Here is a 24410-nt window from a genome sequence, read left to right on the forward strand (position 1 = left end):
TTTATTGCCCGGAGATAAAATGCCCGTATCCCTTAACTCACAGGTTGGCAGTAGCGAGCAGATGAGCGAGCAGCTGTATAACAGCATCTTCTCCATGCTGCGCGTTTCGATGCCTGGCATCATTCAGTCGTTCGACCCTATAGCGTGCACCTGCACTGTTCAGCCGGCCATATCAGGTCAGGTTACAGATGAGGCAGGCGATTTTAAATCTGCGCCGTTACCGCTGCTCGTTGACGTGCCGGTAATCTTTCCGCGCGGTGGCGGCTGCACTATTACCTTTCCTGTTAAAGCAGGCGACGAGTGTCTGGTGGTGTTTTCCGATCGCTGCATTGACTTCTGGTGGCAGAACGGCGGCGTGCAGGAGCCGGTCGACCCTCGGCAGCATGATTTGTCAGACGCCTTTGCGTTTATCGGCCCACAGTCGCAGGCGGAAGTGATAGGGAATATCAGCACCTCCACACTGCAGATGCGCACCGATGACGGCGCGGCATATATCGAGCTCGACCCAAACAGCCACGCCGTAAATATCGTGGCGCCGGGCGGACTGAATGTAACGACGCCTCTCGCTAAATTCAGCCAAGCGGTGACCATTACAGGATTGCTGACATGGGCGGGCGGAATGGTCGGCAGCCTGGCGACCGGAACCGCGGCGAAAATTACGGGCGCCATCCAGTTTATTGGCTCGCTGACATCCAACGGTAAAGACATCAGCGACAGCCACACGCACAGTGGCGTGCAGACTGGTAGCGGCAACTCTGGCAAGGTGAACTGATGCGATACAGACGCGAAGATGACGAGGGTGATTACACCTTCGGACAGGGCGACGATACATGGCTGATAAACTCACCCGAAACAGTGGCGCAGGCGGTGAAAACACGCTTTCTCCTCTGGTACGGGCAGTGGTTCCTCGACACCACAGAGGGCACGCCGTGGATACAGTCGGTGCTTGGAAAGCAGAAGCCGGAAACCTACAACCTCGCTATACGCCAGCGCATCCTTGAAACACAGGGCGTTAACTCGATCATGTCGTTCGATACGACGCTAAACACCTCATCCCGCCGCGTTGTATTTACCGCGACGATTGACACCATCTACGGAACGACGACAGTCACAAGCGAGGCGTAATGGCTCTCAATTTAGACACGCTGGGGCTCTCCGCTACGGTGACCGCCTCAGGGATAAGTGCGCCTGATTACCAGACAATCCTGAGCACTATCACGGAATATTTTCAGCAGATTTACGGCACCGATGCCTATCTTGAGCCTGACAGTAAAGACGGGCAAATGGTGTCACTTGTAGCGCTGGCAGTACACGATGCCAACAACACGGCGATTCAGGTTTACAACTCCTTCTCACCATCATCAGGCATGACAGACGCCCTGACGCGAAACGTTAAAATTAACGGCATTGCGCGCAAAGCCGCTACCAATTCTACGGTTGACGTGACCCTCACCGGCACGGCCGGGACAACGATTACCAATGGATCAGTGAAGGACGCTAACGGTGTCATCTGGAACCTGCCGGCCAGCGTGACTATCGACGTAGGCGGCTCGGTGACGGTAACGGCTACCTGCGCGAATTCTGGCGCAGTTGCGGCAGTCGCCGGCAGCATCACCAAAATCAACACGCCAACGCGTGGCTGGACGGCGGTTTCTAATGCCAGCGCGGCAACTGTTGGATCGGCTGCTGAAACCGATGCAGAGTTGCGCGCGCGCCAGGCGCAGAGCGTGGCAATTCCTGCTCTGACACCGTTTGATGCCGTCGACGGTGCGATTGCCAACGTGACCGGCGTTACGCGTCATAAGCTTTACGAGAACGACACCGGATCAGTAGACAGCAATGGTATCCCCGCGCATTCAATCGCGGCGATTGTCGATGGTGGTGATGCGACGGCTATAGCTCAGATCATCCGCGGGAAGAAAGGTCAGGGTGTCAGCACCTACGGCTCGACTACTGTCGCTGTGCCGGATAAATATGATAACCCGCATGCAATCAGCTTCTCACGCTCAACCAATGTCCCGATATTTGTCGCCATTACGCTGAAGGTTTTCACCGGTTACACGACGCAGATTGGCGAGCAGATTAAGCAGGCGATAGCCGACTATATCAACAGCCTGACAATAGGCGATGACGTGCTGCTTAGCCGTATTTATTCACCGGCTAACCTTGGCGTCGTGAGCGGTGGCAATTCTAAATACTATGACATCAACGCTCTAGCTATTGGCAAATCGGCCGGAACGGTAGCGTCCTCGAATGTCGCCATCGCCTTTAACGAGTCGGCTTCCTGCAGCACGGCGAACATCGCGCTCACGGTGACATCATGAGCAAATACACCGACCTGATTACTAATTATCACAGAGGTAAACCTCTGTTTGTCGATCACGTCGACCTGTCAACGCGTCCGCTTACCGATACATCCGCAGCCCTACAAAATCTGCTCACTGCCTTCGATATAGACAGCGCGGTCGGTGTGCAGCTGGATGTTCTGGGAGAGTGGATTGGTCGAACGCGAATCGTCAGCCAGCCCATCGCAGGGGTTTACTTTTCCTTTGATACCGATGGGCTCGGATGGGATCAGGGCGTCTGGCAGGGGCCATATGATCCGGATGCCGGATTCACAAGTCTGAGTGATGACACATACCGCATTGTCCTGAAGGCGAAGATAGCCATCAACAGCTGGGACGGGCAAAACGACTCATTACCACCCATCCTGGAAACAGCGCTGGAAGGCTCTGGCTTGAAAATGCAGATCGTAGATAACCAGGATATGACCATATCCGTATGGGTTTTCCCTGAGGAAGATATCTCCCTGGTTTCAAAAGAGCTGCTGGCAGCGATTAAACAGGGCTATCTCACCGTGAAAGCGGCTGGTGTATGGGCCGGTGATATTCAAACCCCTTCAATAGAAACCCCATCAGTCGGAAACCGGTTCTTTGGTTTCGACATGGATAACGAGTACATCGCCGGATTTGATGATGGCGCTTGGGAGAAAACACTTTAATGGCTACCAACAATTTTAAATCATTCGGCATTGGTGCTGGGGCCAATGTAACCAGCCAGGCTGACTATGAAGCGTTGGCTGCATTGCTGACGGGATTCCAGTCGGGAAAGGCGTCATCAGCTCAGATCAACAAAGCTCTGCGCCAGTCATCGACAATGGCCTATGTGTTGGCTCAGTTCATCTCAGATTCAGCAGCTGTTGATGTTCTTGATAACGGTACTCCTGCAACGATTCTGGCGAACTTAAAAGCTGCAATGACATCAGTTACACCCGGCCGATTACTCAATGTCCAGGTAATTACCGCCACAGGCACATACACCCCGACCACTGGGACGAAAAGTATCGTTGTGGAGCAGGTGGGCGGTGGTGCAGGCGGTATGCCGTGCGCGGGCTCAAACTCAACGACAGCCACCCTTAGTGGCGGCGGCGGCGGAGGCGCTTACGCTAAATTTCGCATTACGACCGTTCCTGCTTCCGTATCCTGTACGGTAGGTGGTGGGGGTGCAAGTGGAGCAGCGGGAGGTGCAACTACATTTGGATCTTACTGCACAACACCTGGCGGCAGCACCGGCAGTAACGGCAGCACTACATCTGGTGCGACAATAGGCGGTGGTAGCGGCGGCGTAACACCAACGATAGGTGCGGGAGCAACACAGTTGGTTTCAAGTCACGGTGACCCTGGGCTTAACGGAACTGCGGTAAATACCGCTGGCGGCAACGGCGGCAGAGGAGGAAGTTCTCCTCTAGGTCTGGGCGGCAGAGGTGCCGGCAACGGAGCTGGTGAAGCCGCTGGAGGTTTTGGGGCCGGTGGTGGTGGCTGTTTCCTTCCGGCTGGCGGCTCAGCCGCCACACAATTAGGTGGCGCAGGATCTGGCGGCGCAATCATTGTTTATGAGTATGCTTGAGGCTGAAAATGTCAAAATACGCACTGGTGAAAGATGGGCAAGTTATTAATACGATCCTTTGGGATGGTGAAGCAGAAGCTGATTTCGGTGATGGCGTTGTAGCTGTTGAATTCGCAGACGATGAACCAATACAGATCGGTTACCTTTACGAAGACGGCAAATTTTCTGAGCCGCCATTGACGGAGGAAGAACAAGCGCAACAGGATGCTGCCGCAGCGCTGGCCAATAGCTCCACTAAAACAGCGCTTATGGACGAAGCCAGCCAGCGCATCAGCGTTCTGCAGGATGCGGTTGATCTGGAAATGGCAACAGACGAAGAGGCAGCAGAACTTCCGCTGTGGAAAAAATACCGTGTACTGCTCAGCAGAATTGATGCAAACACTGCAGATGATATTACTTGGCCCGATAAGCCAGAATGAAAAAAGCCCACATAGTGTGGGCTTACATTTATTTTTTCAATAACTTCATATTCCATCCAGGGGGTAGTATCCTGATTGAAACAGTTTCCCCACTACTTCTTGCGTCAAATGCTTTGACATCCTGTGAGTAACCAGACTCAGGAAGAGACGGCAGGCGAAAATGCGCAGGGACAAAAATGAGAAAAACCATAAAGCCTGCAGCAAGTGCGATATTTCTGAACTTACTGAGTGAATATGTAGCCGCTATCGCAAGGCAGGCGAGCGCTATGTTAGTAACATAGAAATATCTCTCACCACTTTCAGTTTCAAATATAAGCGGCCACTGGGGTTGACCTATGGCAATGACCGGACTTTTCAGGGCAAATCCAATCATTAGCGCTGGAAATAAAATCAGACACTTAATTCTCCAGTTATATTTCACGAACGCGAAGAACAACGCCGCGCACAATGCGATGAGCAGGATGATGTTAACGTTACCATGCGCAGCCATTTCTCTTGCAAGATTGTAAGGGAGGAATGAGCCATAAATAATCCTGCAGGCAACGATGTCGGCTAAAAGGCCAAAGCTGTAACCTAGCGGGGCATCGATGCGTGTCGCGCCAGAGGTTGTCAAAATAGCCCAAAGCTGAATGATGCAACAAACAGCCATGACAACGTCAAATGTGTTAATTCCTTTTATGGCATTAATAATGCCACCGCGCTGATAAATGCGTTTTATAATCAAGCACGGTGCAATAAATACAACAAACGGACCGCTCAGCCCACTAATAACAAGAACGGCGAAGTCGTGCGCCTTTGCTTTGATACTTTCTGCATCATTAGCCATAACCACAGCTAAAAGATATATGGATAAGTACCAGTGCACGTTGGTGATGTTAACGAAGCCCTCCGCTACATTGGGCATTAATATAAAATACAGAGCGATTGCAATCCTGTATTTTATACCAATGAAATCCATCCTGCGCGAAAGCAAAAGCCCTACAAAACAACACCGAATAAAGATAGCAATAACATTAGCCACAAGAGCGGCATGAGATAAACCAAACCACAAAGCTACACCGTATGTTAGCCGCGAGATGGTCTGGAAATATCCATTCTGCGGGAGGAACAGGGATGACCAAAAACCATTGTTATAAATCCCCGCCATCCAGACCCTGCCGTCTTCCGCCCATGGCTGGGCGTGCGTAACGATATCGGGTCGCCTTAAAACCAGAAGCACGAACGCCAGGAACATCAACCCGGCGATGGAGGCTGCATTCAGCCCGCTTTTTTCCTTCATCATACTTTCCTCTCTTGATGCCTGAATCTTTGAAAAATCTGTGGGGCATGTATGGGGCAAAAAATTGCCGCAATGTAACCTGCTCTGCGCTAACAGTTCAGGGTAAATTGCGGCAATGTTCTGTTTGTTCGTGCTCTTACGCGAAGTAACCCGAACGATTTTTTATACCATCTCAAGTTAGTAATATTTACGAAGCCTTCAGACAGGTTAGGCATAAGTACAAAATATGCCGCTGCAGCCAGTCGGTAAGCAACTGGAATGTAGTTCATTCTGGAAGAAAGGAGAAAACCAACAAAGCAGCACCGAATAAGAAGCGCGATTAAGTTAGCGCCCAAGGCCGCATGCTCAAGGCCGAAAGCGAGCGAAACTCCATAAGCAATTCTTGATATCGTCTGGTAATAACCATTTTGAGGCAGCAGAAGTGATGACCAAAATCCATCATTATATATACCTGCCATCCAAATTTTTCCGTCTTCAGCCCACGGCTGGGCATGCGTAATGATATCGGGTCGCCTCAAAACCAGAAGCACGAATGCCAGGGCCATCAATCCTCCAACCGAGGCAGCACTAAGCAAACCTTTTTCCTTCAACATCCTATCCTCTCTCAGCACATATGTTGCATGAATTTCAACCTTGGGGCATCTATAGGGAAAAAATTGCCTTAATGTAGCCCGTCCTGCACTAGCTGCTCAGGGTAAATTGAACTAATGCTCTGTTTGTACGATTTCTTACAAGAATTATATAAATAAATCAAGCGTTTAAAAAATGGTGGCGTTGGTTTGAGAGTTTAAAGGAACATTCATGGCCATTTATGCTCGGCATCTTTTTTTTCGTTTTTCACTACATATCTAGGCCTTTCTTTTGTCTCGATATATATTCTTCCAATGTATTCGCCAAGCACTCCAATTCCTATTAACTGAATGCCCCCGAGAAAAAGAATTGATACAAGGATTGACGGATATCCATGAACCGGATTTCCGAAAAATAATGTATCAAGAATCATGTAAGCGCCATAGCAGAATGACAGACCTGCAACAAATAGGCCTATGTATGTCCACATGCGTAAAGGGAAAGTTGAAAATGAAGTTATTCCCTCAAGCGCCAGATTCCATAGTTTCCAGCCATTAAATTTTGTTTTACCAGCAACGCGGTCAGCACGGATGTATTCGACAACTTCAGTTTTTCCTCCGACCCAACTGAGTATGCCTTTCATGAAAAGATTACGCTCCTGGAGCAGTTTAATATTTTCAACTACATCACGTGACATTAGCCTGAAGTCACCGACGTTCTCCTCAATCTTAGGGGAGCTGATTTTGTTGTGAAGCTTATAAAACCACTCGGCGGTTACTCGCTTCATGTGACTGTCTGAACTACGATCTACACGCTTTGCCAGAACAACATCTGCTCCTTTTTCCCATTTCTCAATAAGCTTGGGGATGACCTTTATTGGATCTTGCAGGTCGACGTCGATGGGGATAATAACGTCTCCCGTAGCACATTCGAGGCCTGCAAACAAAGCAGGTTCTTTACCGAAGTTGCGAGTAAAGGACACATGCTTCACAAGTTCATCTTGTTTCTTGCAATGGAGAATGACTGTTTCGGTACTGTCTGTGCTTCCATCATTCACGAAGACAATTTCGACTTCATGTTCTGCGAAGGCGGGAAATCCGCGAACTTCTTGATAAAAAAATGGAATGGCATCTTCTTCATTAAAGACAGGCACGACCAGAGAAATTTTCATTTTCGATCCTTGAAAACAACAAACCTGGAGTAGATGAAGCCACAAACCAGGCTTATGGCTGAAAAGACGATAAGTGTTACAACAGGATTAGCGTGAGTCCTGTCTGCATACAAACCCACAGCAGATGCCATGCCGCCCATGAAGAAAAGGTAAAGCAGATAGCGCATCGTGGTAGCTTCTGCGCTAAAGGTCCACTTTGCGTTAGCAAAGAAAGAGAACGTCACCGCAAAGCAGAAAGCAGCAAAGTTTGAAAGGGATTGCGTCTGGCCCTCTGTATACAGGATGGTAAAAACCATCCAGTGAATAAGCGTGTTGATAACGCCGACAGAGGCATACCGCGCGAAAAGCTTAACCATTAAGAATATCCCCATTAGCAGAAGTTGCGGATCTTGTCATCAGATTGGCGTTAAGGCAAGAATTCGTAAGGGGGGAGAGGCATAAAATAAGCCCCAGTAGTTGGGGCGAAGGCAATGCATGCCGGCCTAAGTCAGCAAAGTCGTAAGGCGTTTAAAGCCAGTGCTGGTGGAATACCAAACCTAACACGAGCGTCACTGATGCGATGACATTAAGCGCAACGATAGCCCGAGGTGAAACGTCCATCACGTAACCTCCTTAACTAAATGTCTTGTAAGGCTAGCAGATTGAGAATCTTTTGCGACGCTGCACGGCTAAATCCTTTCTCTAAAACACATCACCCTTAACAAGTATAAAGCTTCTCAAAACCCCTCATATTCCCCCGATTAAACTGAAACATCTCACAGTAAACTTATGATACACCCTGACCTTACAACAACCTGACGCTGCCCATTTACCTCAGGCACTCCAAAGCAGATCCCCCCTATGAACAAACTATGTTTAACCCTGGCCGCGCTGACACTCTCTGCATGCGCTACCAAGCAGTACCCTCAGGCACCGGCGGTAACAGACGAAGAGGCTGTCTCACTGAACTGCACCGCGCTCCAGCAGGAGATCGCCAAAACGCACGGTATCCAGCAGGAGATCAAACAGACCAGCAGCTTTGACTATCGCACGGTGATGGGCTTTATAGGCGATCTGGGCATTGGAAATGGTCTTGCGCGCCGCACCGCCAGTGAAAAAGCGAAATCGCGTCTCTCCGAGCTAGAAGCGCTGCGTGATGTGAAATGCGCCGCCTCGCGAGGTTAAGGCTTACTGGTCAACAGGTGTCTGGCGAGTGAAGCTATTCAGTAAGTAAAACAAGCGCCTTGCTATATGAAACGTTATATCATAACATTTTACACTCTTTCACAAAGGGAGGGTAAGATGTTGGCGAAAAAAAAGACATTGCTGGCACTGGTTATGCTGACGGTAAGCGGGCAGACAATGGCGCATGGCCATCATGCGCATGGTCCGGCATTGACCGAGGTAGAGCAAAAAGCGGCCGAAGGGGAATTTGATAATAAGGATGTCAAAGATCGCACGCTGGCGGACTGGGAGGGCGTCTGGGAATCGGTCTATCCGCTGTTAGAGCAGGGGAAACTCGATCCGGTATTTGAAAAGAAGGCGGCCAAAGCGGGAGACAAGACGGCAGAACAGATTAAAGCCTATTATCGCAAAGGCTATGCGACTGATATTGAACGTCTGGGTATTGAAAATGGCATGATTGAGTTTCATCGCGGCGACAGCGTAGCAGCCTGCCATTACCGCTATGCGGGCCATAAAATTCTCACCTATGCGTCTGGTAAAAAAGGCGTGCGCTATCTGTTTGAGTGTTCCGACGCCAGTAGCAAGGCGCCGAAGTACGTTCAGTTTAGCGACCATATCATCGCGCCGCGCAAATCGAGCCATTTCCATGTTTTCTTCGGTAACACCTCCCAGCAGGCGCTGTTACAGGAAATGGATAACTGGCCTACCTATTATCCCTGGCAGTTAACGCAGCAGCAGGTTGTTGACGAGATGCTGCACCATTGATAATGGTTCAGGCGGGAATATTAACGGCCCGTCTGATTTACCTCTTTAAAAGAAATGTTTTGCCTGAGAGCAACAGGCTAATTTATTCCCTAAAAGGAAATGGCGTAATTTATAACAGTTAATCGCTTAAATAAATATTAACCCTGAGGAACTATCATTTTATTCAATAAGATAGATGCCAGCAACGATCGCGCTAACCGAGATGATATGTAATAGTTCAGTCATTTCCCTTTCCTTATCAATAACGCTTTCCTTTATTCAAGAAGCTATAAAGCGATCCGTCAATGAAAAGGCCGAAATTAATGCCTGCAGCGGGCTTGCATCATGCAGCTGAAAGGAGCATCTCTGCGCGCATAAGCCAAGCGGTAGCACGACTATGTTTTTTGTTTCACGTTTCGTTCACGTTTCCTGCATCTAGACACAGATCTAAATAGTCACAGCACTAAACTTTAATCACCCAATACGGGTAACTGGAGGTGCGTATGTCAGAACGTCCCGATGTGGAACCCCTTCCCGACGATGGTCAGGTTCCTGGCAGCATAGAAGATATCCCCGGCGAAGATGATGAAGAAAGTGAATTCCCGGAAGAGGATGATGAGGTGACCGACGAGACGGACTATCCCGAGGATAACGATCCCGCCATCTGAAATAGCAAGCCGTCTACGGGCGGCTTGCAGCAAAAAAATTGCCCGCGCGAGGCGGGCAAATCCATATAGCAGAACTCTCGTTACCATTACGTAAAGGGTATGCGCATAGCGCCTGGTTATATTCTCACCAGCCTCATCAGAAGGGAATGAGAGAGTCACGGGTGCGTCAAAGGAAATTCTTATAGGCAAAAAAAACCCGCTCGCGGCGGGTAAAATCGTTACATGGAATAATCCACATGCCTGTTAGGACGCTACCTAATAACAAAAGTTCGAGCGTAGCGGGAATTATCCTTTTTTTAGGCCGTTACCCTATCGCGATAACGGCGCCACTCCATCAGCGTCCCCAACAGAACCAGCGACTGCTCCGTTGAAGAGAGCAACGGATAATCCTCGTTCAAGGGCACCAGCTCAAAACTGTCATGGCTGCGCGCCCGATATTTGCGCGCCACCATATCCCGCTCGTTGCATAGCGCCAGCACCAGATCGCCCGGCTGCGGCGCTACTTCTGGATCGATAATCAGCAGATCGCCGCGCTGGCATTGCGGCGACAGCGCGCTGTCCCACAGCACTAACGCAAAGCTGGCGCCGGAGTAGTCGCGATCCGACTGCACACGCCGATGGATCTCGACCTGGTTAGCCTCTGATAGCCAGACTGAAACCTGCTCTCTCTCCAGCACCGGCAGTCCGCTTTGTGTCTGCGTTTGTACAGTAAAGACCGGTCCGTCGCCGTCAACCAGCCACGCAGGCGCGCAGCCCAGCGCCTCTGCCAGCCGCAACAGATTTTCTCCACGCGGCAGCGTCTCCTCTTTTTCCCACTGTGATATCGCCACATGAGAAACCGAAATTTTTTCCGCTACTGCTTTTTGCGTCAAATTCAGTGCCTTACGGCGGAAGCGGATACGTTCACCTGTTGTTTCTTTTTCCATCGTCTTGACATCTCCTGTGAGCCAGACTTAAGTATACTTAAGCTGTTAATTTAAGCAATCTTAAGTTTCGGCGAGGGAGGCGCTTTGCGTTTTACGCCTGACGTCAGCAGCCATTACCCGTCGAGGCACAGAGGTGAGGCATGGAAAGTAGTCTGATTACCAGTGTTGGCGCGTTAGTACTTGGGGGCGGAGCGGCTGCGCTTTTCTGGAAGCCGCTCATTGCAGGCATCGCCTCTATTGTCACCAGTAACCGTGCCGGTGGTGAAATTATAACCAGCTATAAGGAGCAAGTCCTGCTGCTGAAGGAGAGCAATGTGCTGCTCCGTCAGGAGAATGATGATTTGCGTATACGTCACGACACGAACCTGCGGCGGATATCTACCCTGGAAACCGATCTGCGTTTGATTAAAAACGCGCTCGGTATTTTGGTGGTGATGACTGATGCCGATCAAAACAGCAAGTTCCGTAATGAGATTGACAGGCTGATTTCCACCTTAGAGGAGCGTAGCGATGGCCGAGATACACAGTGAAATAAGACCACGGCTCCACAAGCGCAAATTAATGCTGGGCGTGCTGATGCTGGGCATGTCGATGCTGTGCGTTGTGATGACCATTCTCTTTTTATATGTCAGCAGCACCGCTAACCGACGCGTGGAGGAAATTCGGCGCGAATCCCGCGAGTCGGCTGCCCGGCGCGAATTAAAAGTGGATCAGCTGTCGAAGCAGGTCACCGTGCTGCAGCACAAGCTGGACGCGCTGCCCGACCAGACTGCCGACCAGACGGCGGATAAGGTCAAGCGAGTCGTGATCCAGGATGAATCCACTGTGAAGCCGTAACAGGAGAACCGCATGCGAATTTTTAACCTGATTGGGGAAGGCTTCCACGCCCTCCGATCGTTTATCAACACGAAGGAGTCTGCCATGACTGATAACAGCATCATTAACGCAACCGCACAAACTAGTGACGCCGATCTGCCGCAGTTTGCCGTTCCGGACAGCAACGTGCCGACCGATCCGCAGCTGCAGCGTTTATCCTCACCCTCTACGGTGGCGCCCGCCACCTCTGAGGAGACGCCGGGAGAAACCCATGTGGCGCCTGGTGCAACGGCGCAGCATACCCCAGCGCCGTCTGCCGATCAGAGCGCCGCAACGGATGCTGCCGCTGCACAGCCTGCGGATCAAGGCGTCGCAACGGACACCGCTGCCGCGCAGCCCGCAGATCAAAGCGCTGCACCGGATGCCGCTGCCGCGCAGCCCGCAGATCAAAGTGTCGCACCGGATGCCGCTGCCGCGCAGCCTGCGGACCAGAGCGTCGCAACGGACACCGCTGCCGCGCAGCCTGCAGATCAGAGCGCCGCACCTGACGCCGCTGCGGCACAGCCCGCGGATCAGAGCGCCGCACCTGACGCCACCGCCGCGCAGCCTGTGGACCAGAGCGCCGCACCTGACGCCAACGCCGCGCAGCCCGCAGATCAAAGCGCAGCAGCGGACGCCTCCGCTAGCCCACAGCCCCAGGCGCAGGCATCCGTGGCGGATGCCGCTGCCGGGCAGGCGAGTGCGCAGGCTGTTACCGACGCCGCGCTACAGCCGACGGCTGCCGCTGAGCCAGCAAGCAACGACGCTGCGGCGTCTACTCAGGCGAGTAGCGAAGGGGAGCAAAGCGAATTTAGCGCGTGGGTAAAAGATTTCGGCGCCGCGTTTGATTTCGTGCAGCAGGGGATAGAGCATCTGGGCACGGCCGCCAGAAAAGAGTTGGTTGAACTGGCGCGTAAATATCTGTAATGAACAGGCAAGCAAAATCGTAAAAGGGGACAACGCGTCCCCTGTTTTTTTCAGAATATCATTGTGCTTTTAGCCGGATCGGCATCCTGCTGGAGCCGAAAGCGAATCGTCATCTGCAGATCCTTTACCGGCTTATGCTTCTCATAGCGCCACTGGCTGACGGCAGCGATCACATAGGGCTCGAACAGGCCGCGCGGCTCTGACTGCAGGATGCGCATTTCGCTGACTTTGCCCTCCGCATCCACGTCAAAAGCGAAGCGGACGTAACCCTCAATATGATGGCTTAAGGCATAATAAGGATAGGACGGTCGCACCCTTTTTATCTGTTTGGGGATATTAGCGGCGTCAGGCGGTGAAGAGGCGCAGGCGGAGAGCAACAGCGAAGCGATAAGCAGTAGAGGAATTTTCATTTTAACGTCCTGTTAAAATTGCGATAAGCAGGAATGATAACCTTTCTCATCTTTACCTGCGAGCGTCGGGTCACGTCACTTCCGAATATTCTTAAGGCGGCTTCGTTATATTCCACTACCTTTAATCATTCACGCGAGATATTTATTGGTTAAAAAGGCAAAAGGAGAAATAGCATGAGTGATTCAGTGGAAACGAAAAGCAAAACTGACTACCTGCGCGATGTTACCTCGCAGCTGAAAGAGATGCGCCACTACGCGCAAACCAATACCGAAACGCTCTCCAGCCACTGGCTCGCGTTTGACGCCGGCGAATATAAAGATCCCGAGTTTGCCGGACGTATTGACGCGCTGCTTAACAAACAGGGCACGCTGCTGGACGACCTGGACGCCGCGATCCAGGATATCGAAATAGCCATTAACCACAGCGAGCAGGAGAAGTAATCCTGCTCTCTCTGGTGGCCGTCGCGCTTAGTCGGCCACCAGCCACATTTCCGCTTCTTCAAACATCTCTTCAATGATGCGCGCCAGCGTGGCTTTGTCGTTTTTACTCATATCGGTTTCGATTGCGTTTCGCTCCATCGGCTTAACGCGTACCTCAAGATCCGGAAAGACGCGCTGCACGCGCTTTTCCAGCTCCCGCAAAATCATCTCGCGCGCGCCCGGCAGGCCGGCGACGTTACGCCTATCGTAAATCAATTCCACAAACATACTGGTATTCCATACAGGGAAGAAATTCGCTGGCACATCATACTGTAAATCCAACCAGTGACAAGCCTCTCAGGCGCGTCAAAACGCTTTTTTTCGGCGTAACACGCAAACTGGCAGCAGGTGGTTCAGGCAGAGGGGGAATAAAAGAGAGACGGCAGCAGGAAAAAATAGAACCTCTGGAGGTGGAAATCCAGCAACACCTCCAGAGGCGGTGCAAGCGCACCATTCGTTCAAGGACAATCACGACCGAAGTCGTGCAGTAAACTTATACAAGTTTGATCAACTTGTACAATTTATTCCTGAACTATTTGACTGGTTGGAGGTGTTGCTGCCTGCAAGGGCTTAGAGTTCGTTTTTGATGCAGAACGCTTCCCAGCTCATTCCCAGCGATTCCGCATGGGATTTCAGATAATTTTCAATGGCTTCGGCGGCAACCGCTTTGTCCGGCTCGGCGAGCTGGATCGAGAAGATCATGCCGTCGAGGTTCTTCTGACGCAGAAAGGCGGCATAGATGCGTTCGGCATGCCACTCGCGCAGCTGGCGCAGCGACATATTGGCCTGGCGCGCGTCGCTCTCGGTCAGTTCATCAAGCGCGGCTTTAAAATCGGCGTGAGCGGTAAAAAACATCTCGCGCGCCTGCGCGTAATAGGCTTCTGGCGTTTTCATCGGGTATCCTGAAAAATTCATTATGGTGCGTCGCGCCAGTGTAACTCAGCGGCCAGGCCTTGTCAGGACGCCGTTCGCGGCGCGGGCGGCGTAAAAAAAGTCGCCGAGCGGGGCGAAGCAGGGCGCAGACCGCTTGCGAAAGGCAGGCGAAAAATTATAACGTAGCCGCCATTGAAGCGATCTCAGGGATTAACGATGAAAAAGTGGATGCTGACGGCGGCGCTGGCGCTGGCCGGTTGTGCGCAAATCAACAGCTATCAGGACGCGGTGCAGACGCCGGCGCCCGCCAGCCTGCAGGGCAACTGGCAGACAGCGGGGCCGCAAAGCGGGTTACGCAGCGGTGAGGCGATGGGAACGCTGATTGTTAACGCCGACGGCAGCACGCTTGATTGTCGCCAGTGGATGCGCGTGATCGCCAAGCCTGGCAAGCTGACGCTGCTGAGCGGCGACTACGTTAACGTCAATCGTCAGTCGCGCGTGATGCCGCTGGAGCTGGAGGGAAGCGAACTCCATTATGACGGCCTGACGCTGCGTAAGGTGGACCGCCCGACGGTAGAGTGCCAGCAGGCGCTGGCAGAGGTAGCAAAGCAGCCGAAAGCGGCGGTGATCCAGAATATCGAACCGGAAATCCTTAAGTCCGCCATCACCCAGGCGAACGACGCGAAGCAGTAACGGGTTAGCGCCTTATTCCGCCAGCGCGACGGAATAAGGCGCGTTAAATTACTCCGCTAGCACCCAGACGCTAACGCTGCCGCCGTTGCAGCGCGCCACCACCGTGCCATGCTCGTCCGCCGTCAGGATATCGTCGCGATGACCTAAATAGTCGCGCCACGTTTTACCCGCAAAGCCTTCTCCCATCGCCACCTGTTTCTCACCTTCGTCGCCGTTCGACATAATGACGATGCAGCCCGGCTGTTCGGCGGTGCCGCTGCGGCTGAACGCCACGCAGTTGGGATGATCGAAATAGTCGGTCTGCGCGCCCCAGGCATAAATCTGGCGCGCGCGGATCAGCGCCTCCAGTTCGGCAATCGCCGGCATCTCCACGCGATGGCTGTCGCCGTCGCCGCCCTCATCTTCATAGCTGGCGCCGAACAGATCGGGATAGAACACCGTCGGCACGCCCTGTTCGCGCAGCAGGATCAGCGCATAGGCGAGCGGTTTGAACCAGGCTTCCACCGGCGCCTCCAGCGACTGCAGCGGCTGGGTGTCATGGTTGGCGACAATCGTCACCGCATGCCAGGGATCGGCCTCCACCAACGAGTTGGCGAAGATCTGACTGAGATCGTAGTCGCTGCCCTGGGTCGACGCCTGATGAAAGTTCAGATGCAGCGGCGCGTCGAACAGCAGCGTTTTGCCGTCGACCTGCTGGATATACCCCAGCAGCTTATCGGTTTCGAACGACCAGTATTCGGCGACGATAAACAGCGGCTCATCGGCGACGGCCTGGACATGCTCAATCCACTCTTTGTAGAACCAGGCGGGAATATGTTTGACCGCGTCGAGACGAAACCCGGTGCAGGGCAGCTGCTGCATCATCCAGCGCGCCCAGTATTTCAGCTCTTCGCGCACCGCATTGTTGCGGAAGTCGATATTGGCGCCCATCAGATAGTCGAAGTTGCCCAGCTCGCTGTCGACCTGATCGTTCCAGCCGTCGGCGGTGTAGTCATTCACAATCTTGAATACGCCGTTCTCATCGGGGTTTTCAATATGATCGACGCCGCTAAAGCATTTGTAGTCCCAGATAAAACGGGAGTGCTCGCCGGCGCGCGCCGGGAAGCTAAAGCGCGTCCAGGCCTCGCACTCGATAACCTCATCGCTGATTTCATCGCGGTTGTCAGGATTGACGCGGTTGACGCGCACGCGCTCTTTCTCATCCGCGCCCATTTTGTGGTTCACCACCACATCCATCAGCACGCCGAGCTGGTGGGTGCGCAGGGCGTCCACCGCGGCCAGCAGCTGCTGTTTGTCGCCATATTTGGTGGCGACGCTGCCTTTTTGATCGAACTCGCCAAGGTCAAAAAGATCGTAGCTGTCATAGCCGACAGAGTAGCCGCCCGATTCGCCTTTGTAGGCGGGCGGCAGCCACGCCATGGTGATGCCGATCTCGCCTAGCCAGGCGGCTTTCTCCGCCACTTCGGGCCAGAGTTTGCCGCCATCCGGGTAATACCAGTGGAAAAATTGCAGTAACGTCGGGTTGTGCATCTGCTGCGCTCCAGCGGGAAGGAAAAGCAAGTATGGAGCACGATAAAAAAAAGACGCACCGGCAGAACAACTATTTTGTTGCGCACGGTGCGTTTCAGGATCAGGAGAGCGGCTGATTCTCCATCGGCACCATTACGCTGCCCTGTTTGCCATAGGCGCTCATCACCGATTTCTGGCGCGTGTTCTGATTCACCAGCGTCGACAGCTCGTTCATGCGCTCCTGCAGCAGGCGCTTCACTTCGCTCTCATTATCCAGAATATGGCGCAGCACCGGTCGCAGCTGCTCCTGCGCCTGCACGGAAGGCGAGGCGGCTTCGGTCGATCGCGCCAGCCGTTGCACCGCGCTGACGTAATCAACTTCCTTTTTGATCAAATCATCCCATTCGCCCTCGGCCGCAAAACGCAGCATCTGCTGGCTGAGATCGAGTAGCTGTTGGTAAATGGTAATCAGATGCGGTGCAAGTATCATTAAACGGCGTCCTGAATCAGAGGTTGAGGCTGGGCAACTTCTTTCCATGCGTCAGCGATATTACGCAGCAGCGCTTCGACCTCGACAATGGCCTCCACGTCATTGCGTAAATTCGCCTGCAGAAGCCGCCGCACCATATAGGCGTACAGGGAAAGCAGGTTGGTGGTGAGATCGTCGTCGCTCTCTTCATTCAGGCCCTGCTTAAGCCCGTTTTCAATAATGTTAATGGCTTTGGAGAGGGAAAGGCCTTTTCCCTCAATATTGCCGTCCTGCAAAAACAGACGGGCGCGCACCAGCGCGCTCAGCGCGCCGTCGAACAACATGTTCACCAGCTGTTGCTGACTGGCGCTCATGACGGCGCTTTCAACGCCGATTTTTGCATAGGCCTGGGTGCCGTTTGCGCTGTACATACTGACTCCTTATGACGAGCTGCTGGAGCTTGAGCTGCTTGACGATTCGAACTGCTGCGTCAGGTAGCTGCTGGTCTGGTTAAGCGAACTCATTAAAACGTCGAGCTGGGTAAACTGGGTTTTCAGCCGCGCAATGGTATCGGTAATACGATCGTTCACCTTGTTGTACTGATCGGTCAGATCGTTCAGCGTCTTACTGACGCCGTCGGTCGCCGACTGCACGATGCCGGTGCTGGAGAGCCAGCTGGTCAGGTTGCTGGCGACGGTGGTGGCGACGCCGGTAGTTTTACCGTCGCCAATAATCATCTCTTTCACGCCCGCCATATCCGACGTCAGGCTGCTGCTCAGCTTGTCGGAGTCAAGCTCCAGCTCGCCGGTGGTCGGGTCAGAGGTAACGCCGATCTGCGCCAGGGTTTTAAAGGTCGACGAGCTGGCGGCGTTGGTCAGCAGGCTCTTCAGCTGACTTTGAATGGTACGCAGCGTACTGTCGCCCAGCAGCGCGCCGTTGCTGGTGTCCTGCGTGTCGGCGCCGACGTCGACGGCGGTGTATTTCGTCAGGCTGGAGAAGGTGTCCTGCAGCGTGTTATAGGCGGTCACCCAGCTGGAGATGGCATTACTCGCTTTCGACTTGTCGGTCGCGATGGTCAGCGTCTGGTTGCCGGTGGTGGTGTCGCTCAGATTCAGCGTAATGCCTTCCAGCGCGTCGCTGATGGTATTACTGCTGTTTTCGATAGCGATATTGTTAACGGTCAGCTTCGCGTTCTGCGCCGTGACGCTTTCAGTCATCGCATTGCTGGTGGCGCTGGCGTCATAGCCGACGATGGACTGCAGCGTATCGTCGCCGGTGACCTTAAGGCTGCTGACGGCGTTGTCCGATCCGGTTTCGTTCGAGGTAACGGAGAGGCGATAGCTGCCGTCTGAAACCTTGATAATGCTGGCGGTTACGCCCGCGCTGGCGCCGTTAATGGCGTCGCGCATCCCGGTCAGCGAGGTCTGGTCGCTGGTCAGGGTAATATCTTTGCTCGACCCGTCCGCCAGCGCGATGCTCAGGGTGCGGCTGCTGGCCGAGCTGTCGCCCAGCGCGGTGGTGTTGCTGCTCTGCACCGCGGAGGTCAGCGTCTGCGCCTGCGCCAGCTGCGACACGCTAATGGTGTATTTGCCCGCCACGGTGCTGCCGGAGGTGGTGGCGCTAAAGGCGCTGGAGCTGCTGGTCGCGGTGGTCGCCGTAAACAGGTCCGCATTATTCAGCGTGGTGTTCGCCGTCTGAAAGGTGGTCAGCGCGCTTTTCAACGTCGCGTAGGCGCTCAGCTTGGCGGTATAGGAAGACTGCTGATTAGAGATCGGCGTCAGCGCGGCTTTTTCTGCCGTCTGCATGCTGTCGAGAATGCTGCTTAAGTCCAGGCCTGAACCGACACCCAGGGTAGAGATACTTGCCATGCTTGTTTCCTTATCATGTCGACACGGAGAGTGAATACCGGGGTTATCGGCGGCGAATAGGGAAAGTTTAAAGTTATTGATGGCTGTGCGATAAAGCGAATAGCGTATATAGAGAAGGGTATTTCTAAGGCTAGAAAAGGGGTGATTTAGTTCTAAAGAAGTCAGGGGCGAGGGCGATAAAGATAAGCGTGACAGGTTGAAGGAAAAAAATTTCACCTGGTACTAAAAAAATTCTAAAGGTTGTTTAAGGGCAGACGATAACAACTTTGACGGCGCTGAAGCCGGCGGGTTGAAGCCCACACCTTAACCGAAAGACTTGATTAACAGGAATATTTATCATGGCCCAAGTCATTAATACCAACAGCCTCTCGCTGATCACTCAGAACAACATCAACAAGAACCAGTCTGCTCTCTCTTCTTCTATCGAGCGTCTGTCTTCTGGTCTTCGTATCAACAGCGCGAAAGATGACGCTGCTGGTCAGGCGATTGCCAACCGTTTCACCTCTAACATCAACGGCCTGACTCAGGCTTCACGTAACGCCAACGACGGTATCTCTGCCGCGCAGACCACTGAAGGCGCGCTGTCAGAAATCAACAACAACCTGCAGCGTGTACGTGAACTGACCGTACAGGCGCAGAACGGCACCAACTCCGATTCTGACCTCTCTTCAATCCAGGACGAAATTAAATCACGTCTGGACGAAATTGACCGCGTTTCTGGTCAGACTCAGTTCAACGGCGTGAACGTGCTGGCGAAAGACGGCTCCATGAAAATTCAGGTTGGCGCGAACGATGGCCAGACTATCTCTATCGACCTGAAGAAAATCGACTCTTCTACTCTGGGCCTGAGCGGTTTCTCCGTCTCTAAAAACAGCCTGAGCGTCTCTGACTCCCTGTCTCAGGTTGCTGATACCAGCGGCGTGATGAAAGACGTTGACCTGTCTGATGTGGCAACCAAACTGGGCGTAGATAAAGGCACGCTGTCTCTGCATCAGATTTCCGGCACCAACGAGTATGTTGCCCAGTCTGGCAGCGATTACTACTCTGTATCTGTCGACAACGACGGTGCTAACGCAGGTAAAGTTGAGCTGAACACCACTGACGTATCCTACGGCGACGCCGCTAACGGTATCGGTACCAACGCAGCGACCCAGAGCGGCCAGCTGATTAAAGTCAGCGCCGATGCAAGCGGCAACGCGACGGCCTTTGTTACTATTCAGGACAAGAACTACTCTGTTTCTTCTGGCCTGCTGGCAAACAGCGCTGATGCGACTGCCGCTACCTCTGGCACCACTTCCAGCATCGAGCTGAGCTCAAGCGGTTCAACCACCGCTTCTGCCACTTTCGCTGGCGCAGCAACTGCTGACCCGCTGGCGCTGCTGGACAAAGCTATCTCTACCGTAGATACCTTCCGTTCAAGCCTGGGTGCGGTGCAGAACCGTCTGGACTCTGCTATCACCAACCTGAACAACACCACCACCAACCTGTCTGAAGCACAGTCTCGTATTCAGGATGCTGACTACGCGACCGAAGTTTCAAACATGTCTAAAGCGCAGATCATCCAGCAGGCGGGTAACTCCGTGTTGGCGAAAGCTAACCAGGTTCCGCAGCAGGTTCTGTCTCTGCTGCAGGGCTAATCGCTCTCTGGTAACTTTGTTAAAAACCCCGCTTCGGCGGGGTTTTTTCTTTTGGCAATAGCATGGAAATAGCCATGAAATTGCATCACTGATTAACGGATTGATTCGCCAGCCAGGCTTTACCATAAGGCAAAATCCTTTTCCTGCATCGAATCGGTGTTTGAGTGCAGGTTATATATGATAAGAGCCTCTGATGAAGCCATTGCCATCCGTCACCATTATTATCACTGCCTGCCAGCCGGTCTGGCTGGAGGCGGCGCTCAACAGCGCGCTGGCGCAGCATTATCCTTACTGTGACATTCTGATCGCAGATAATAGCGGCAAAAATTTTATCACCGCGTTGCTGCAGCCTTATTTCAACCGTCCGGGTCATCCGATCCGTCATCGAATTTTTCCGGCGGCACATCCCGATCTGATCGCTGAGGCCATCACGCAGGCAGAAGGGGAATATATCAAGATCCTCAGTGCCGCAGATATATTAGCGCCGACCGCGATTAGCACGATGGTAGACGCGCTTATGGCTGCGCCGCAGGCTATTATGGCGATCTCAAAGCGCAACCGCGTCGATGCTCGCGGCGAACTGCAGCCCGATATTCTCTCAACCGCCGCGTTTTTGCCGCAGCCCTGCCTGATCCCAGGGATATCTTTACTGCGTTATCAGTGTCGCCTGCACTACAATCTGCTCGGCGATATGAGCGCAGCGCTGTTGCGACGTGACGCGCTGCACGCGCTTTTGCCGGCACTCTTTACGCTTGATGGCGAGGCCATGCCAGAGATTGCCGCTCTCTTACTTTATGCAAAATTGCTCACGCAGGGGGATCTCATCTGGTTCCCTGAACCGCTCTGTTCAGTTCGCTTGTCTGATGTTTACACTCAGCCACATCAGAGCGAAGACGAAGAAAAATTCAGACTGCCCCGCGAGCGTCTTATCCAGAGTTTGCGCAAGGCGCCCTGGTACCATGCCAGTATTCATCCCTCAGAATTCATCGACGTGCAGCTGCTTGCTCAACCTGAGAAGCCGGTGCAGTTTGATCTTATCCGCGAGCAGCATAAGGCGTTGAATCGAGATGCGCTGCGCCAGTGGTGCCAGGTACGCAGGCTGGAACCCTTCCAGCACACCTATCTGGCGCAATTAAGTAAAACGCAGCCGCAGCCGGAAAACGTAGCGGTAGTCATCAGGGTTGACGAGCAAAATGCGAGCGGTGTTGCGACGACGCTGAGCTCTCTGTCAGACTTTTGCTCGCCTTTAATGACCTTACGGCCACTGTTAGTCGGTAGGGTTGAAGAGGGTGAAAATGCCTATGCTGCAGGCGCAAATAACAGCATTGCGGTCATCAATCGCCTGATAAGAGAACAACGCGCTGACTGGTTTATTTTTGTTGATGCCGGCACGCTGTTCAATGCATCGGGACTCATTGCGCTTTCTACCGCGCTACATGCAGTGGGTCAGACACTGGCGCTTTACGCTGATGAGTTTTTCTTTATTGACAATGAGCCGCAAGGCATCGCGTTTCGCCCCGATTTCAATCTCGATATGTTGCTCAGCTCCCCCAAAATGCTGGCGCAACACTGGCTTTTCAGCCGGGAGTTGCTATTGGCGGCAGAGGGACTGGATGCTCAGTTCCCGCAGGCAGCGGAACTGGATTTAATTTTGAAATTAATCGTGTCACAAGGATTGAATTCTGTAGGTCATCTGGCTGAGCCGCTATTAACGGCGCATCTTCAGTCGAGAGATATTACCGCCGACGCGCAGGTTATTCAGCGCCATCTGCAGAATCGTGGCTATGCCAGCGCAGAGATTGCGCTAGACAGTTTTTATAACTATCGCCTGCGCTATAACCATGTAGAGCAGCCCCTGGTCTCAATCGCTATTCTTGCCGGACAAAGCCTTCCGGCGCTGATCTCATGCGTTACCTCACTAATGGAAAAAACGCGCTATCAGCATTATGAACTGCTGATTGTGGCTGACGATAACGCCTCACAAGAGCGCGACAGTTGGTTAAACGCCATCGCTGACGTCGATCCGCAGCGGATCCGCGTTCTGCGCTATTCTGCGCCCTGGCACCAGGGCGCGATGGCCAATGTTGCAGCCGAACAGGCGCGCGGCGAATATATTCTCTTGATGCATGTGGAGTTAGCGATTACCGATAGCGACTGGCTTCATAATCTGCTTAACCACGGGCAGCGCCCTGAGGTGGCAATTGTTGGCGGAAAACAGCTGACCGCGGATCAAAAAGTACGGCATGCAGGCTATGTCATGGGCGTTGGCGGAGCCGTAGGCGAAGTATTCCGCGGTCTGGACGATAAAGCGGCCACTGCGTTGGGACGTTTGCATCTTGATCAAAATTACTGTGCGGTCGCTGGGGATTTCATGCTGGTGCGACGCGAAGTCTTCGCTGCGCTCAACGGGTTTGATGAAACGCTGAAGCTATTTGGCGACGTCGATTTCTGTCTGCGCGCGCGTAATCTCGGTTATATGACGGTATGGACGCCTTATGCCCGCGTTCTGCGCGCCGCCGATCGTAAAAACCCGTTCGCTGGCGTGTCGTTGCAGGCCGCTGCAAGGCTGAAACAACAGGAAGAAGATAAGCTTTTTCAACGCTGGTTGCCTGTCATTGGACGTGATCCAGCGTATAACAGCAATCTTTCTTTGCGCAGCCGCCATTTTGACATTAATAACGACAGCGAAATGAGCTGGCGTCCGGCGCAGCGCGACGAGTTGCCGCAGCTGCTGCTCAATCACTCTGATACAGCTGGCTGTGGTCACTATCGTATGATCCAGCCGTTAAATGCGATGCAGCAAGAGGGAGTGGCGCAAGGAAAAGCGTCTCTGTCGCTTCTCAATCTGAGCGAAGTCGCACAGTACCAACCTGATAGCCTGATTATCCAGCGTCGTTATGCACCCGCCTTTCAGCACTGGATAGAACGCGTCGGTCAGTTGCCCGGCGTGTTCAAAGTATTCGAACTGGACGACTATATTCTTAACTTGCCAATGAAACACTATAACCGCGCTAATTTCCGGCAGGAAGTATCAGGCCACCTGCGTAAGAGCTTAAGTTATTTTGATCGCTTCGTCGTGTCTACACCATCACTGGCTGAGGCGCTTGGCGCTTTCCATCCTGATATTCAGGTTGTGCTTAATCGTCTGCCAGTTAACTGGTGGGGCAATCTGCATAGCCTGCGCAACCAGGGCCGTAAACCGCGCGTAGGTTGGGCGGGTGGCTCAAGCCATCAGGGCGATCTGGAAATGATCGCGGACGTAGTGAAAGCATTAGCGAATGAGGTTGAATGGGTCTTTATGGGGATGTGCCCGGAAAAGCTGCGTCCCTACGTGCATGAACAGCATTCAGGCGTCGATATCAGCCTTTATCCTGCGGCGCTGGCCGCGCTTAATCTCGATCTGGCGATTGCGCCGGTTGAAGACAATATCTTTAACCACTGCAAAAGTAATCTACGCCTGATGGAGTATGGCGCTTGCGGCGTGCCGGTTGTGTGCAGCGATGTCGAGTGCTATCGCAACACTGCTTTATCAACATCGGTAACGCGGGTGAAGAATCGCTATAAAGACTGGATTGATGCTATTCGTATGCATTTAAGCGAGCACGAGCACAGCGAGCGTGCGGGTCTGGCGCTGCAAGCTCAGGTTAGACAGGAATGGATGTTAACGGGCGAACATACGCAAAACTGGCTCAAAGCCTGGCGCGCCTGAGTTACCTACGTTAAAAACGGACTACCGCGTCCGTTCTAACGTTAGAAATACCCGAGTTTTGCCCTTTGATTTGCAGATTGGCCGCGTTGTGCAGGCTTTAACATAGGCGATATTGCCCGTGACGCAGCCAAAA

At 53.0% G+C, this 24410-nt stretch carries 28 protein-coding genes; 16 read left to right on the forward strand and 12 right to left on the reverse strand.

The annotated features are described in order from the left end of the window. The first annotated feature begins 19 nt into the window (after positions 1 to 19). Genes B2J69_RS10195 through B2J69_RS10215 form a run of 6 tightly spaced genes read left to right on the forward strand, consistent with a single transcriptional unit; the run spans position 20 to position 4325 of the window. On the forward strand, positions 20 to 772 hold the full coding sequence (locus B2J69_RS10195) for a Gp138 family membrane-puncturing spike protein (RefSeq protein ID WP_081139050.1): 753 nt from the start codon (positions 20 to 22) through the stop codon (positions 770 to 772). Continuing rightward, positions 772 to 1125 carry a thioredoxin domain-containing protein gene (locus tag B2J69_RS10200; protein WP_081139053.1) on the forward strand — a complete coding sequence of 118 codons (354 nt, stop codon included), beginning with the start codon at positions 772 to 774 and terminating at the stop codon, positions 1123 to 1125. The genes B2J69_RS10195 and B2J69_RS10200 overlap by 1 nt, the downstream gene beginning before the upstream one ends. Next, positions 1125 to 2324 carry a baseplate J/gp47 family protein gene (locus B2J69_RS10205; protein ID WP_081139056.1) on the forward strand — a complete coding sequence of 400 codons (1200 nt, stop codon included), beginning with the start codon at positions 1125 to 1127 and terminating at the stop codon, positions 2322 to 2324. The genes B2J69_RS10200 and B2J69_RS10205 overlap by 1 nt, the downstream gene beginning before the upstream one ends. After that, positions 2321 to 3001: a DUF2612 domain-containing protein gene (locus B2J69_RS10210; protein ID WP_081139059.1), complete on the forward strand. Its 681-nt coding sequence runs from the start codon at positions 2321 to 2323 to the stop codon at positions 2999 to 3001. Before B2J69_RS10205 ends, B2J69_RS10210 begins: the two co-directional genes overlap by 4 nt. Continuing rightward, on the forward strand, positions 3001 to 3906 hold the full coding sequence (locus tag B2J69_RS24230) for a glycine-rich domain-containing protein (protein WP_174580895.1): 906 nt from the start codon (positions 3001 to 3003) through the stop codon (positions 3904 to 3906). The genes B2J69_RS10210 and B2J69_RS24230 overlap by 1 nt, the downstream gene beginning before the upstream one ends. A gap of 8 nt (positions 3907 to 3914) precedes the next feature. Beyond that, positions 3915 to 4325, forward strand: coding sequence for a tail fiber assembly protein (locus tag B2J69_RS10215; RefSeq protein ID WP_081139162.1), 411 nt, complete (start codon positions 3915 to 3917; stop codon positions 4323 to 4325). 28 nt (positions 4326 to 4353) lie between these two features. On the opposite strand, the gene B2J69_RS10220 is transcribed toward B2J69_RS10215, so the two are convergent. The 4 genes from B2J69_RS10220 to B2J69_RS10235 form a co-directional block, all read right to left on the reverse strand. Continuing rightward, positions 4354 to 5607 (reverse strand): glucosyl transferase, encoded by a 1254-nt coding sequence (locus B2J69_RS10220; RefSeq protein WP_081139062.1) that lies wholly within the window; start codon positions 5605 to 5607, stop codon positions 4354 to 4356. An 86-nt stretch (positions 5608 to 5693) separates the two neighbouring features. Then, the gene (locus B2J69_RS10225) at positions 5694 to 6197 is read right to left on the reverse strand and encodes a hypothetical protein (protein WP_174580896.1); all 504 of its coding nucleotides are present in this window, start codon (positions 6195 to 6197) and stop codon (positions 5694 to 5696) included. 206 nt (positions 6198 to 6403) lie between these two features. Beyond that, positions 6404 to 7345, reverse strand: coding sequence for a glycosyltransferase family 2 protein (locus tag B2J69_RS10230; protein ID WP_081139065.1), 942 nt, complete (start codon positions 7343 to 7345; stop codon positions 6404 to 6406). After that, positions 7342 to 7701, reverse strand: a complete 360-nt coding sequence (locus B2J69_RS10235) for a GtrA family protein (RefSeq protein ID WP_081139163.1) — start codon at positions 7699 to 7701, stop codon at positions 7342 to 7344. Before B2J69_RS10235 ends, B2J69_RS10230 begins: the two co-directional genes overlap by 4 nt. 484 nt (positions 7702 to 8185) lie before the next feature. On the opposite strand from B2J69_RS10235, the gene B2J69_RS10240 reads away from it, so the two are divergent. The 3 genes from B2J69_RS10240 (at position 8186) to B2J69_RS24190 (ending at position 9921) form a co-directional block, all read left to right on the forward strand. Then, a complete protein-coding gene (locus B2J69_RS10240) occupies positions 8186 to 8509 on the forward strand; it encodes a hypothetical protein (RefSeq protein ID WP_081139069.1) in 324 nt (107 codons plus the stop codon). A 117-nt stretch (positions 8510 to 8626) separates the two neighbouring features. Then, a complete protein-coding gene (zinT, locus tag B2J69_RS10245) occupies positions 8627 to 9274 on the forward strand; it encodes a metal-binding protein ZinT (RefSeq protein WP_081139071.1) in 648 nt (215 codons plus the stop codon). Positions 9275 to 9756: 482 nt separating this feature from the next. Continuing rightward, complete coding sequence (locus B2J69_RS24190; protein WP_167376569.1) at positions 9757 to 9921, forward strand: hypothetical protein; 165 nt, start codon at positions 9757 to 9759, stop codon at positions 9919 to 9921. Between the two features lie 296 nt (positions 9922 to 10217). Here the strand turns inward: B2J69_RS24190 and B2J69_RS10255 are convergent, their stop codons facing one another. Beyond that, positions 10218 to 10847: a helix-turn-helix domain-containing protein gene (locus B2J69_RS10255; RefSeq protein WP_081139077.1), complete on the reverse strand. Its 630-nt coding sequence runs from the start codon at positions 10845 to 10847 to the stop codon at positions 10218 to 10220. A gap of 140 nt (positions 10848 to 10987) precedes the next feature. On the opposite strand from B2J69_RS10255, the gene B2J69_RS10260 reads away from it, so the two are divergent. From B2J69_RS10260 to B2J69_RS10270, 3 genes are all read left to right on the forward strand, one after another. Further along, complete coding sequence (locus tag B2J69_RS10260; protein WP_081139080.1) at positions 10988 to 11377, forward strand: hypothetical protein; 390 nt, start codon at positions 10988 to 10990, stop codon at positions 11375 to 11377. Further along, positions 11358 to 11684, forward strand: coding sequence for a hypothetical protein (locus tag B2J69_RS10265; protein WP_081139083.1), 327 nt, complete (start codon positions 11358 to 11360; stop codon positions 11682 to 11684). The genes B2J69_RS10260 and B2J69_RS10265 overlap by 20 nt, the downstream gene beginning before the upstream one ends. Before the next feature lie 84 nt (positions 11685 to 11768). Then, a complete protein-coding gene (locus B2J69_RS10270) occupies positions 11769 to 12629 on the forward strand; it encodes a hypothetical protein (RefSeq protein WP_143806272.1) in 861 nt (286 codons plus the stop codon). A 50-nt stretch (positions 12630 to 12679) separates the two neighbouring features. Here B2J69_RS10270 and B2J69_RS10275 read toward each other — a convergent pair whose 3' ends face one another. Then, positions 12680 to 13039, reverse strand: a complete 360-nt coding sequence (locus tag B2J69_RS10275) for a TonB family protein (protein WP_081139089.1) — start codon at positions 13037 to 13039, stop codon at positions 12680 to 12682. Positions 13040 to 13213: 174 nt separating this feature from the next. On the opposite strand from B2J69_RS10275, the gene B2J69_RS10280 reads away from it, so the two are divergent. Beyond that, positions 13214 to 13480, forward strand: a complete 267-nt coding sequence (locus B2J69_RS10280) for a hypothetical protein (RefSeq protein ID WP_033749795.1) — start codon at positions 13214 to 13216, stop codon at positions 13478 to 13480. A 27-nt stretch (positions 13481 to 13507) separates the two neighbouring features. Here the strand turns inward: B2J69_RS10280 and B2J69_RS10285 are convergent, their stop codons facing one another. Together B2J69_RS10285 and B2J69_RS10290 are read right to left on the reverse strand one after the other, a co-directional pair. Next, entirely contained in the window at positions 13508 to 13747 is a 240-nt protein-coding gene (locus B2J69_RS10285) for a DinI-like family protein (RefSeq protein WP_081139092.1), read from the reverse strand. Positions 13748 to 14089: 342 nt separating this feature from the next. Continuing rightward, complete coding sequence (locus tag B2J69_RS10290) at positions 14090 to 14413, reverse strand: DUF6388 family protein (protein WP_081139095.1); 324 nt, start codon at positions 14411 to 14413, stop codon at positions 14090 to 14092. Positions 14414 to 14608: 195 nt separating this feature from the next. Between B2J69_RS10290 and yedD the strand changes: the two genes are divergently transcribed. Further along, positions 14609 to 15085, forward strand: coding sequence for a lipoprotein YedD (gene yedD, locus B2J69_RS10295; protein WP_081139098.1), 477 nt, complete (start codon positions 14609 to 14611; stop codon positions 15083 to 15085). A gap of 48 nt (positions 15086 to 15133) precedes the next feature. On the opposite strand, the gene amyA is transcribed toward yedD, so the two are convergent. The 4 genes from amyA to fliD form a co-directional block, all read right to left on the reverse strand. Continuing rightward, on the reverse strand, positions 15134 to 16615 hold the full coding sequence (gene amyA / locus B2J69_RS10300) for an alpha-amylase (RefSeq protein WP_081139101.1): 1482 nt from the start codon (positions 16613 to 16615) through the stop codon (positions 15134 to 15136). A 100-nt stretch (positions 16616 to 16715) separates the two neighbouring features. Beyond that, entirely contained in the window at positions 16716 to 17084 is a 369-nt protein-coding gene (fliT, locus tag B2J69_RS10305; protein ID WP_081139104.1) for a flagella biosynthesis regulatory protein FliT, read from the reverse strand. Further along, on the reverse strand, positions 17084 to 17494 hold the full coding sequence (gene fliS, locus B2J69_RS10310; RefSeq protein WP_081139107.1) for a flagellar export chaperone FliS: 411 nt from the start codon (positions 17492 to 17494) through the stop codon (positions 17084 to 17086). Before fliS ends, fliT begins: the two co-directional genes overlap by 1 nt. 9 nt (positions 17495 to 17503) lie before the next feature. Beyond that, positions 17504 to 18931: a flagellar filament capping protein FliD gene (fliD, locus tag B2J69_RS10315; RefSeq protein WP_081139110.1), complete on the reverse strand. Its 1428-nt coding sequence runs from the start codon at positions 18929 to 18931 to the stop codon at positions 17504 to 17506. A gap of 338 nt (positions 18932 to 19269) precedes the next feature. Here fliD and B2J69_RS10320 point away from each other — a divergent pair, with 338 nt between their 5' ends. Both B2J69_RS10320 and B2J69_RS10325 read left to right on the forward strand, forming a co-directional pair. Then, positions 19270 to 20568 (forward strand): FliC/FljB family flagellin, encoded by a 1299-nt coding sequence (locus B2J69_RS10320; RefSeq protein ID WP_081139113.1) that lies wholly within the window; start codon positions 19270 to 19272, stop codon positions 20566 to 20568. A gap of 193 nt (positions 20569 to 20761) precedes the next feature. Continuing rightward, on the forward strand, positions 20762 to 24277 hold the full coding sequence (locus B2J69_RS10325) for a glycosyltransferase (RefSeq protein WP_081139118.1): 3516 nt from the start codon (positions 20762 to 20764) through the stop codon (positions 24275 to 24277). Positions 24278 to 24410 lie beyond the last annotated feature (133 nt).

Source organism: Pantoea latae (assembly GCF_002077695.1).
Classification (GTDB): Bacteria; Pseudomonadota; Gammaproteobacteria; order Enterobacterales; family Enterobacteriaceae; genus Pantoea; species Pantoea latae.